Source organism: Burkholderia arboris, from assembly GCF_902499125.1.
In the GTDB taxonomy this organism is placed as follows: domain Bacteria; phylum Pseudomonadota; class Gammaproteobacteria; order Burkholderiales; family Burkholderiaceae; genus Burkholderia; species Burkholderia arboris.
The window spans coordinates 93,488-105,264 of the sequence record NZ_CABVPX010000006.1; the positions used below are offsets into that span (position 1 = coordinate 93,488).

At 67.5% G+C, this 11,777-nt stretch carries 9 protein-coding genes; all 9 read right to left on the reverse strand.

Annotated features, from left to right (window positions below; all coding sequences use genetic code 11):
* Positions 1–6 precede the first annotated feature (6 nt).
* Genes BLA15945_RS09540 through tssB form a run of 9 tightly spaced genes read right to left on the reverse strand, consistent with a single transcriptional unit; the run spans position 7 to position 11,753 of the window.
* On the reverse strand, positions 7–630 hold the full coding sequence (locus BLA15945_RS09540) for a hypothetical protein (RefSeq protein ID WP_174992160.1): 624 nt from the start codon (positions 628–630) through the stop codon (positions 7–9).
* A 56-nt stretch (positions 631–686) separates the two neighbouring features.
* A complete protein-coding gene (tssI, locus tag BLA15945_RS09545; protein WP_174992161.1) occupies positions 687–2,960 on the reverse strand; it encodes a type VI secretion system Vgr family protein in 2,274 nt (757 codons plus the stop codon).
* The gene (gene tssH, locus BLA15945_RS09550) at positions 2,957–5,605 is read right to left on the reverse strand and encodes a type VI secretion system ATPase TssH (protein WP_174992162.1); all 2,649 of its coding nucleotides are present in this window, start codon (positions 5,603–5,605) and stop codon (positions 2,957–2,959) included. The genes tssI and tssH overlap by 4 nt, the downstream gene beginning before the upstream one ends.
* Before the next feature lie 12 nt (positions 5,606–5,617).
* The gene (gene tssG, locus BLA15945_RS09555) at positions 5,618–6,685 is read right to left on the reverse strand and encodes a type VI secretion system baseplate subunit TssG (protein ID WP_233464164.1); all 1,068 of its coding nucleotides are present in this window, start codon (positions 6,683–6,685) and stop codon (positions 5,618–5,620) included.
* 20 nt (positions 6,686–6,705) lie between these two features.
* Complete coding sequence (gene tssF / locus BLA15945_RS09560; RefSeq protein ID WP_174992164.1) at positions 6,706–8,577, reverse strand: type VI secretion system baseplate subunit TssF; 1,872 nt, start codon at positions 8,575–8,577, stop codon at positions 6,706–6,708.
* 4 nt (positions 8,578–8,581) lie between these two features.
* Positions 8,582–9,130, reverse strand: a complete 549-nt coding sequence (gene tssE / locus BLA15945_RS09565; RefSeq protein WP_174992165.1) for a type VI secretion system baseplate subunit TssE — start codon at positions 9,128–9,130, stop codon at positions 8,582–8,584.
* A gap of 16 nt (positions 9,131–9,146) precedes the next feature.
* Positions 9,147–9,638: an Hcp family type VI secretion system effector gene (locus BLA15945_RS09570; RefSeq protein WP_027791618.1), complete on the reverse strand. Its 492-nt coding sequence runs from the start codon at positions 9,636–9,638 to the stop codon at positions 9,147–9,149.
* A 59-nt stretch (positions 9,639–9,697) separates the two neighbouring features.
* Entirely contained in the window at positions 9,698–11,206 is a 1,509-nt protein-coding gene (gene tssC, locus BLA15945_RS09575) for a type VI secretion system contractile sheath large subunit (RefSeq protein ID WP_059240546.1), read from the reverse strand.
* Positions 11,199–11,753 carry a type VI secretion system contractile sheath small subunit gene (tssB, locus tag BLA15945_RS09580; RefSeq protein ID WP_059240547.1) on the reverse strand — a complete coding sequence of 185 codons (555 nt, stop codon included), beginning with the start codon at positions 11,751–11,753 and terminating at the stop codon, positions 11,199–11,201. Before tssB ends, tssC begins: the two co-directional genes overlap by 8 nt.
* Between the last annotated feature and the right edge of the window lie 24 nt (positions 11,754–11,777).

An 11,777-nucleotide genomic window follows, 5' to 3' on the forward strand; every position in this document is an offset into this window, starting at 1 on the left:
CGCCTCTCAGTTCAGGCGAACGTACCGGCTGCGCACGACGGTGTCCGCTTCGGTCCGGATATCGACACCGCCTCGCCCGCCCTCCAGTTCGAGCGTCTGTGCACTCAACCGCAGCTTGCCGGCGACTTCGATGTTCACGTTCCGGTTCAGCAGCGTCACGACAGGCCCGTCCGGCGATGCCCGTACCTGCAGCAGCGGGCAGCCCGATGCATCCGCGATCTGTACGCACTTGTCGGCTTCGAGCGAAAGCGCCATCGCGGGCTCGACCACCGGTTCGACCGGTTCACCATGCCCTTTTCGCGTCAGCAGCCCGGCGATCAGGTACTCGGGCCAGTTCGCCGGCGATTGCAACAGCACGCGATCGCCGATTCGCGGTTTCACGCCATCCACACAGTCGAGCCAGCGTTCGTATGTGGCGTCGTCCTGCGATGTCCACTTCACGCGAATGAGCCCCATCGCGTCGGGATGGTGCGTATCGGTCACTTCGCCGATCATCGTCGACGATTCGCGGCGGTCGGCAGATGGCGTGCGATCCGGCGTCGGATCGTTGGCGAACAACCGGCGCAATGCCTCGACCGTTTCCGCTTCGAGCGTTTCATCAACCATCATCTGATCCGATTCGTTTTCCATCGAATGTCTCCCATGCTTCGAATGCAATCGGGCAGCCGGCAGGCTGCCGGTCGAAATCAATTGATGTGGGCAATCGTTCCCTGGATCGTCACGCCCGATCCGTCGAGCGTGATGGATCCGCCGCCGGTCGACAGGACAATCCTCGTCGCGGTGACATTGACGGTGCAACTGGCCTTGCCGTTGTCGATGTTGACCGTCGGCGCCTGTAGATTGGCGGTCGACTTTCCGGAAAGATTGAGATCGTTTTCGCCGTAAATCGTTACGCCCGGTGCATAGCCCGCAATGTTGACGCCCTTGCCGTATCCGGCGATGGCCACACCGCCACCCTGGCCGTTGATCCCGACACCGGTATCGCCTCCGGTTCCGCCGATGGAGACGCCGATGTTGTCCTTGTTGATCGACACGCCACTCTTTCCTGAACCCATGTCGATGTACTGGCCCGCTGCCAGTGACGAGACTTTGGCGACGTCAACGGAATGGTTTCCCGTATTGACCTTCGTCGCATACGACCCGGTGCCGACGACATGCGTGCTGTTTCCCTCGACGAAAACGTCATGCGTGCCGGCAACCACGGCCAGGTTGTGATTCCCCTTCGTCACCGTATGCGAACTGTTCCCGTCGACCGACACGCTGCGATTCCCCGTCACCCCATGCGTCTCGTTCGCGCCGATCTGCGCGACCCGGTTCTGCCCGATATTGACCGTCTCGTTCTGCCCCACACGCCTCTGCCGGTTGTTCTTTACCTGCATCGTCTCGTCGTTCCCGACCGTATGCATATGGTTGTTCCCCACCGACAGCGTGTGATCGGCCTCCGTCTCCGCATCGAAATTCCGTTCCGCATGCATCCACAGCTGCTCGGCGCCCTTCTTGTCCTCGAACCGGAACGCATTCGCGTGCTCGGTTGTCCCGCCTGGCGACGACCTCGACAGCAACCCGCTCTGCGTCGCACTCCCCGGCAGCCCCCACGGCGGCATCTTCTCGCCGTTGTAAACCCGTCCGGTCACGATCGGCTCATCCGGATCGCCATTCAGGAAATCGACGACGACCTCGTCGCCTGCGCGAGGAACCTGCACGCCCCCGAACCCACCGCCGGCCCACGGGCTCGACACCCGCACCCAGCACGAAGAATCCTGATTGCTTTGCCCGTACCGGTCCCAGCGAAACTGCAGCTTCACGCGCCCGTACTGATCGGTCCAGATTTCCTCGCCCGGCGGCCCGACGACGGTTGCCGTTTGCGGCCCGTTGGTCCGTGGCCGCGGCGTATCGCGCGGCGACCGGTAAGGCAGGCTCGACGGTTGCACGAGCATCATCGTCTGATGCACGACGGCCTCCGCGCCCTGGTCGCTCGCATACGCGTTCTCCTGAAACCGGTACTGGCACCGCACGATCAGGTATTCACGGTTCTGGTCCGCACGCGGGCAATGCGCAAGTGTGAACAGGTACCCCGGCGCGGCACCGCGCGCGTCGGTATCCGCACTCGCCCGCTCGTGCTCGGCCTGCTGTTCCTCGAGCCGCACGCGGCTGTAATGCGCACCGGGCGCATCGTCGCGATACCCGCCCGGCCATTCGAACGACGCGAAGCTGTCGTGATCGTGGCCGCGCGGATCGACCTTCTGTGAAGAAAGATCGGCGCGCGGCTTCGTGTAGTCGTAGTCGGTGGTCTGGTGCTTGCCGACGCTCACCGCCTGCGCGGGCAGCCAGCCGTCGATGTGTTCCTCGTCGGCGATCGCCGTACGGTCACGCGCGATGTACGGAATCGTCTCGTAACCGGGCAGCGCCGCATGCGACGACATCGCGTCGCCGAGCATCAGCGTATGCGTGTCGTCGGCATGCCTGAACCAGTAATAGATACCTTCGAACTCCATCAGCCGCGACACGAACGCGGCGTCGGTCTCGTTGTATTGCACGCAAAACTCACGCGGCACGTACGATTTGACGAGATGGTTTTCAATCGGAAATCCGTACGTCGACAGCACGTCCTGCACGATCTCGGGCACGGTCTTGTTCTGGAAGATCCGGCAATCGGAGCGGCGCGTCGCGAGCCACAGCCACGGGCGCACGATCAGCTCGTAGCCGTAGTACCGCTCGGCACGCCGGCCGGCCAGCGAGGCGCGCGCAACGATGCCGTTGAGATAGCGCGTCGACTGGTCCTGCTGCTCGATCCGCACCGTCACGGGCTTGCCGAGCATGTCCTTCAGCGACAGGCTGTGGCTGTCGGCGAGCGCCTCGATCCGGAATTCGAACAGCCGGCCGAGTTCGTCGCTGCCGTCGAGCGTGTGAAATTTCAGGTCGTCGCCGTGCGGGCTGTCGAGGGTGAATACGCGATTCACGTCATGGCCTCCTCGTCGAACCGGTAAGCGAATTCGCCGTCGGCAGCGCTCACCTCGATCGACGCCAGCGCGCGCGCTTCGAGCGTGGCCTGCAGGATCGCGCGGCTGATGCGAGGCATCACGGTGTGCGTGAGAATCGCGTCGACCATGCGGCCGCCGGATTCAATGGTCCGGCAGCGTTCGACGATCAGCGCGGTCGCCGCGTCGGTGCAGCGCAGCCGGATGCCGTGATGCGCGTCGATCCGCTGCTCGATCCGCCGCAACTGCAACGCGACGATGCGCGCGAGCGTCGCGTCGGTGAGCGGGTAGTACGGCACGACGGTGAGCCGGCCGAGCAAGGCGGCCGGGAACACGTCGAGCAGCGGCGCGCGCAGCGCATCGGCAAGCGTCTGCACGTCGGGCAGGCGCTCGGGGTCGCGGCACAGCGCCATCATGCGATCGGCGCCGACGTTCGACGTCAGCAGGATCACGGTGTGCCGGAAATCGATGTCGCGCCCCTCGCCGTCCTCCATCCAGCCTTTGTCGAACACCTGGAAGAAAATCTCGTGCACGTCGCGGTGCGCCTTCTCGATCTCGTCGAGCAGCACGACGCTGTACGGCCGGCGGCGCACGGCCTCGGTCAGCACCCCGCCCTGCCCGTAGCCGACATAGCCGGGCGGCGCGCCTTTCAGCGTCGACACCGTGTGTGCTTCCTGAAACTCGCTCATGTTGATCGTGATCGCGTTGTGCTCGCCGCCGTACAACGTGTCGGCCAGCGCGAGCGCGGTCTCGGTCTTGCCGACGCCGGACGGGCCGCACAGCAGGAACACGCCGTGCGGCTTGGTCGGATCGTCGAGCTTCGCGCGCGCGGTCTGGATCCGTTCGGCGATCAGTTCGACCGCATGGCGCTGGCCGACGACGCGTTCGCCGAGCGTATCGGCGAGCTTCAGCACGGCCTGCGTTTCGTCGCGCACCATCCGGCCGAGCGGAATGCCGGTCCAGTCGGCAACGACGGCCGCCACGGCGTGCGTGTCGACGGCGGGCAGCACGAGCGGCGCATCGCCCTGCAGGTCCGCTAGCGCCTGCTGGGCGGCGGCGAGACGGGCTTGCGCGGCGGCGCGGGCGTCCGCATCGAGCGCATGCGACGAACCATCGTCGAGCAACAAGGCACGCGATTCGTCGATCGACGCCAGCGCATCGCGCTCGGTTTGCCAACGTGCGTCGAGCTGGTCGAGTTCCGCCTGCGCAGCCGAAATCTCGGTGTCGATCGCATCGCGCCGTGCGGCATCGCCGGTGCCGAGCGCGCACTCGCGCCCGATCCGCGCTTGTTCGACACGCAGGCTGTCGATGCGGCGGCGCGCATCCTCGATCGGCGCGGGCACCGCGTGCTGGCTGACGGCAACGCGCGCACAGGCCGTATCGAGCAGGCTGATCGCCTTGTCGGGCAACTGCCGCGCGGGGATGTACCGGTGCGACAGCGTGACGGCCGCCTGCAGCGCATCGTCGAGCACGAGCACGCGGTGATGCGCCTCGAGCTTCGCGGCCAGGCCGCGCAACATCGTCAGCGCGGCCGCTTCTTCCGGTTCATGCACGTGGACGAGCTGGAAACGCCGCGTCAGCGCGGGATCCTTCTCGATGTACTGCTTGTACTCGGACCATGTGGTCGCGCCGATCGTGCGCAGCAGGCCGCGCGCGAGCGCGGGCTTCAGCAGGTTCGCGGCATCGCCGGTGCCGGCTGCGCCGCCCGCGCCGACGAGCGTATGCACTTCGTCGATGAACAGGATCGCCGGCCGCTCGGACGACATCGCTTCGTCGATCACGCCGCGCAGCCGGCTCTCGAACTCGCCCTTCACGCTCGCGCCGGCCTGCAGCAGCCCGATGTCGAGCAGGTACAGCGCGACGCCGCGCAGCGAAGGCGGCACGTCGCCGGCCGCAATCCGCAGCGCGAAGCCTTCCGCGACGGCCGTCTTGCCGACGCCGGCCTCGCCGACCAGCAGCGGGTTGTTCTGCCGGCGCCGCAGCAGGATGTCGACGATCTGGCGAATCTCGGCGTCGCGGCCGACGACGGGATCGATCTCGCCGGCCCGTGCGCGCGCGGTCAGGTCGACGGCGAAGCGCGCGAGCGCGGCGCCTTCGGCGGCGGTCGCGCCTTGCAACGCCGTGTCGCTATCCTGCGAAGCCGGTTGCGCCTCCGGCGAACCTTCGACGATCGACGCCAGCTCGTCGGCGAGCACGTCGGGCACGATGCGCTCGAATTCGCGCGTGATCGCCACCGGCACGTTGCGCAACTGCGGCGTCTTCAGGATCGCGAGCAGCAGCACCGCGCCGCGAATGCGCGTCGCGTCGTATCTGAGCGTCGCATAGACCCACGCGCGCTCGACCGCGTCGTCGATGTGCACCGACAGGTCCGACACCGAGCCCGCGCCGCGCGGCAGCTTGTCGAGCGCGGCGACGAGCCCGCGGTCGATCACGGCTTCGTCGATCCCGAAGCGGCGCAGCACGCGCTGCAGGTCGCCGTCCGGCCGCTGCAACATCTGCTTGAACCAGTGCGCGAGTTCGACGTACGGGTTGCCGCGCAGCCGGCAGAACCCGGTCGCCTGCTCGAGCGTTTCGTAGAGGAACGGGTTCAGTTTCCCGAACAGGTTGACGCGGCCGATATCGGACATGACGGTTCCCGGTTAGGCGGTTTCGCGATGAAGGGGCGTGCCGCCGCGCCGCACGTCGTAGCGGACGACGAGATCGCGCGCGGGGCCGGGTTCGAGCCGCTGTCCGAGCCAGGCAGTCCGGCCGATGCCCTGCCGCATGCCGAGCGCGATGGCCGGTACCGCGTCGGCTGCCAGTTCGAGCTGCACGTCCCAGTCGAACTCGATGCCGACGTATTCGCGCACCCATTGCGCGAGCTGCCGCGCGTGCGGCCCGCCCGGCAGGAAGCGGCGGTACGCGTCGAGCGACAGCGGGCCGAGCACGATCCGGAAGCGCGACTGCGCATCGCGCACCGCGACGCCGAGTGCGACGGCGCCGACCCGCATCGTCGGCCGTGTCGCACGAATCGTGCAGCGCTGCGAGCGCTCGATCGCGACCCACTGCGGCACGTGCTCGACGATGCGCGCGTCGACGCCGAAATGCCGGCGCAGGATCTGCACGAGTCCTTCCGGGTTACGCGTATGCCGCACGAGATGGCCAGCATGGAAATAGCGCGCATGCGGCGCCAGCGTGTCGGCGGCGGTTGGCGCGGCAGGTGTGTCGGGATGCGCCGCGCGCCCGATCAGGCTCGCGATATAGCCGTCGAACCGCGCGCGTTCCGGGCGATCGAGGCTCACCGTCGGCTGGGCGTCGGCCCACGCGCGGTAGAACAGCAGGATCAGCCGGTGATGGAACAGGTCGGCGAATGCGGCAAACGTCGGATCGTCGTGCTGCGCTGCGCGTTCGTGCGCGTATTCGGTCAGGTGGGTCGGCAGCGGGCCGTTCGGGCCGAACAGCCCGAAACCGTGGATCGCGATGCGCGGCGGCACGGTGCCGTCCTCGTCGTGGATGCCGGCCAGCATCGACGCGGCGAACGCAAGCGACGGCTGTTGCCCGAGCCGCACCGGTTCGTCGCGCGGCCGGGTGGCCCGCCCGAGCGGCGCGCGGCCCGGCGACAGTGCGTCGAGCCAGCGCAGCGCCTGGAACAGGTCGTAGCCGTGCGGCGCGGCACGCAGCCGCGCCCACCACGCGTCGCGGCGTGCGGATTCGGCGTCCGGTTGCATACCGGGTGGCGGTTCGCGCTTCATATCGCCGGCCGCCTGCCGATACGTGCGGGCCAGCGCGCGAGCGTGCCGCGCTGCGCGCTGGTCAGCACGCATTCGGCGAACGCGTTGATCGACACGTGACGCGCGAAGAACTGTTCGAGCACCGCGCCGAGCAGGAACGGGCTGTCGCCGGAAAACGCATGGTCGTCGACGGTCACGTCGACCTGCACGCCGCGCCCGAACATCAACGGCCCGGATGCCGGCAGGCGGCGGAATACCGGCGAGAACGCGACGCGCTGCACGCCGTCGATCTGCCGGCGCATCGCGGCGTCGGCGGGATCCGCATGCAGGCCGAGCAGTTCGCGCAGCGCATGTGCGCCCTCGTCGTCGTCGAGATCGGTCAGCGTGTGGCGTGCGAGCCCGAGATGGCGGATCAGGCGCCACGCGGTTTGCGCGTCGGCGATCGGCGGGCGCGGCCGCGACGGGCCGCGGATCGCGACGACACGCTCGACCGGCGCCGACACGCGCAGCGTGAACGTGTTCGCGTCTCCGGGCGGCTGCAGCAGCACGAGATCGCGGTTCGTGCACAGCGTGTCGGCGGCCAGGTAGCGCATCGTCTCGTCGTACGGCGCGCACTGGCTGTCGACGAGCGACACATAGGTCTCGCTACCGACGTAGCCGGTGCGCGTGCCGTTCGCGCGCGCCTGCGCGGACACCAGCCGCGGCTCGCGCCGCACCGTGTAGTACGCGCCGTAATTGCCGTCGTCGCCGGCGAACGATGCGTGAAACGGCCTGAATTCGCGCGACTGGCCATCGTCGCGCTGTTCGCTTGCGAGCCGCTGCAGCGCATAGACCTCGTAGTCGAGCGGCCGGCTGCGATCGACGACGACATGGTGTTCGCGCGCGCCCGGCTGCAGCGGAATGCGATCCGCGCGGCGCGCGAACAGGTTCACGGCCGGCGTGCAGTTCAGCGCGAGATGGCGTGCGTCGACGGCCGCTTCGAGCGCCGCGTCGTGCCGGTCGAACAGCACGGTCAGCTCGCACTCGTCGCCGGTCGCACGCGCGAGCGCGGCGCGCAGCCCGCCGATGCTGAAGAACAGGAAGCGCGCCGGAAACGCGAAATACTCGCGCAGTAGCCGGTAACCGTGGAAGCTGCGGCCGTCGTCGGGCAGGATCGCCTGTGCCGGATCGAAGCCTTCGTGGACGATCGCATCGGCATCGAGCGTATGCAGCCAGCGCGGCGGCTGCCCCGGGTCGTGGCACACGACGCCGAGCGCATGTGCGGCGATCAGTTCGAGCAGATGCAGCGCGTCGCGCTCGGGGCCGGCGAGATGGAACGTCAGCCGGTCGAGCGGCAATTGCGACAGTTTGGCGCCGCCGCGCGCCTTCAGCCGGATGCGCAGTGCGCCGCGCACGTCCTGGCGGGCGGCGACGGCGCCACGCGGCAGCCACGATGGCGCACCGGTGACGGTCGCGGCGGTCAGTTCGAGCGGCCACAGCGTCAGGTCGTGCGCGGTGCGGAATTCGCACGCGGTCTGCTCGGACGCAACCGGCCGTGCGCGCAGCGCGGTGCCGGCCGGCAGGTGCCAGCCCTGCGCGAGGCTGCCTTCGTTCATCAGCGGCGCGAAGCGCACGATCGCCATCGACGGCAGCGGCGCGATATAGCCGGGATACACGGCATCGAGCAACGCCTGCGTGAAGCGCGGAAACTCGGCGTCCATCTTCAGCTGCACGCGTGCGGTGAGGAAGCTGAAGCCTTCGAGCAGCCGCTCGACGTACGGGTCGGGCGGCCCCGATTCATTGAGCCGCAGCCGCGCGGCGACCTTCGGGAACCGTTGCGCGAATTCGCCGCCAAGCTCGCGCAGGTACGCGAGTTCGCGGTTGTAGTAGTCGAGCAGGCGCGTATCCATCGCGTCAGCCCCCCGCCACCGATTGCAGCGACATTGCACCGGTCTCGAGATCGAGGTCGGAGCGCAGCACGAATTCGAGCGGATGCGGGATCGACCACAGCGTGCCGCGGATCTCGAACAGCAGCACGTTGTGGCGCCGTTCGCCGGCGCGGCCGTCCGGCGCGTCGATCACGCTGCGGACGTCGACGCTGTCGGGTGCGATGCGCGGTTCGAAGCGGACGATCGCGTCCCGGATCGACGCCTCGACCGACATCCGCTCGACGCCCGACATCGGCTTGCCGACGAGCGGCCGCATCCCGTAGTTGAGCACCGATGCCTGCGCGTGCGCGAACGCTGACCAGTCGACGAAGCCGTCCTCGGCGTTGCGTGTGTTGAGCAGCCACGCGAGATCGCGCAGCACGGCCGCACGCAGCCGTTCGGTGCCGATCCATTGCGCGCCGTGCGCTTCGGCTGCGCGCTGCGGCGCGTCGTCGGTGAGCCGGTCGAGCAACGCCGGCTGCAGCCGGTCGCGCAGGTTGCCCTCCCGGCCGTCGCGGGTTCGCGGGTCGTCCATGGTCGTCTCCGCGCCGTCACATTTCGGTGTTTTCCTTGATGTTCCAGCCGACCGTTACCTCGGCGCCCTTGCCGCCGTTGTCGTTCTGCTGCCAGTACTGCTTCTTCACCTTCGCGGCCTGAAAGCCGTAGTGCATCATCAACCGGTCGGCGACGTCGCCCGGATCGATGCCCGCGACCTGCGCGGACGTGACGAGCACCTCCTGCAGCGTCACGCGCATGAACTCGACCTGCGTGCCGCCGGTCTTGCATGCGGAAATCTCGACCGACGACAGATGCTTGCCGTTCGCGCAGTTCTTGATGATCGCGGGCGCGCCTTTATCCATGTACGCGGCGACGACGAGATCGTTGAAGCTCGCCTTGCCCGCGTTGCCGCCGCTGCCGCTTGCCATCGCGCCCGGCTGGCTTGCGCCCCACGTGAACGACTGGATGTCGGTCCAGCCCTTGTGTTGCGCGTCCGCCGATTCGCCGGTCACGCCGTCCACCTTCATAAACATTGCCACGCCCATTGCCGTCTCCGTTTCGGTGCGATGTCAGGATGAATGCCGATCGTTGCGCGTGCCGCCGCTCACTCGTTCGCCGCCTTCGCGGTCGGCAGCCGCGAGATGAGCCGCAGCGACACGGTGAGCCCTTCGAGCTGGTAGTGCGGCCTCAGGAAGAATTTCGACGTGTAGTAGCCGGGGTTGTCCTCGACCTCGTCGACGACCACCTGCGCGGCCGCGAGCGGCTTGCGCGCCTTGGTTTCCTGCGACGAGTTCACGGGATCGCCGTCGACGTAGTTCATGATCCAGTCGTTCAGCCAGCGCTCCATGTCGTCGCGTTCGCGGAACGAGCCGATCTTGTCGCGCACGATGCACTTCAGGTAGTGCGCGAAGCGGCAGCACGCGAACAGGTACGGCAGGCGGCCGGACAGCCGCGCGTTCGCGGTCGCGTCGGGATCGTGGTATTCGGCCGGCTGGTACAGCGACTGCGCGCCGATGAACGCCGCGAAATCGGAGTTCTTCCGGTGCACGAACGGCATGAAGCCGTTCTTCGCGAGTTCGGCCTCGCGGCGGTCGCTGATTGCGATCTCGGTCGGGCATTTCTGGTCGACGCCGCCGTCGTCGGTCGGGAACGTGTGGCTCGGCAGCCCTTCGACGGCCCCGCCCGATTCGACGCCGCGAATCGACGAGCACCAGCCGAACTGCTTGAACGAACGGTTGATGTTCGCGGCCATCGCGTAGGCTGAATTCGCCCACGTGTAGCGGTCGTGATTCGCGGCGTCGGTGTCTTCCTCGAAGTCGAATTCGTCGACCGGGTTGGTGCGTGCGCCGTACGGCAGCCGCGCGAGAAAGCGCGGCATCGCGAGGCCGACGTAACGCGAATCCTCCGACTGCCGCAGGCTGCGCCACGCCGCGTACTCGGTGTTCTGGAAGATCTTCGTCAGGTCGCGCGGGTTCGACAATTCCTGCCACGAATCCATCTGCATCAGCTCCGGCGACGCCCCGGCGATGAACGGCGCATGGGCGGCCGCCGCGATCTTCGACAACTCGCCGAGCATCTCGACGTCCGGCGGGCTGTGGTTGAAATGAAAATCGCCGACCAGGCAGCCGAACGGCTCGCCGCCGAACTGCCCGTATTCCTCCTCGTAGATCTTGCGGAACAACGGGCTCTGATCCCACGCGACACCCTTGTAGCGCTTCAGCATTCGCGCGACTTCGTTGCGCGATGCCGGCAGCGCCTTGATCTTCAGCAGCTCGTCGGTCTCGGTGTGCGTGACGAGGTAATGCAGCCCGCGCCACGCGCCTTCGAGTGTCTGGAATTCGTTGTGGTGCAGGATCTGGTTGATCTGCTCGGACAGCTTGCGATCGATCTCCGCGATGATCTGCTTCACGCTGCCGTACGCGTCGTTCGTCATGCCGACCGTATGTTCGAGCGCCTGCTGCGCGAGCGTGCGCACCGCGCGCTCGACCGACTCGCGTGCCTCGGCCGTTTTCGGCTTGAATTCCTTTTGCAGCAGCGCAGCGAATTCGTCGTGCGCGACGGCCGGCTGCGCAGGCTGGCGCGTATCGGCGCGGGCTTGGACGGGATCATTCATCGCGGGCCTCCGGTTGGGTCGCATCGCCGCCCTGCGCGGGTTCGCGCGGCTCGCGCACGAGCGTTTTCAGCAGGTCGGGATCGTTGATCGCGCGCTCGATCAGCTGCTCGGCGCCGTGCTTGCCGTCCATGTACGACAGCAGGTTCGACAGCTCGGTGCGCGCCTCCAGCAACCGGCGCAGCGCATCGACGTTGCGTGCGATCGCGGCCGGCGAGAAATCGTCGATCTGCTCGAACGTCATGTCGACGTTGAGCATCCCGTCGCCCGTCAGCGTATTGGGCACCTGGAACGCGACGCGCGGTGCGACCGACTTCATCCGCTCGTCGAAGTTGTCGACGTCGATCTCGAGGAACTTGCGCTCCGGCAGGTCCGGCAGCGGCTCGGCGCGCTTGCCGGCCAGGTCCGAAATCACGCCCATCACGAACGGCAACTGCACCTTGCGTTCCGCGCCGTAAGTCTCGACGTCGTACTCGATCTGCACGCGCGGCGCCCGATTGCGTGCGATGAATTTCTGTCCGCTGCCCGCCGCCTTGGTTCTGTCCGTCATCGTCCACTCCTTCACATCGATCAG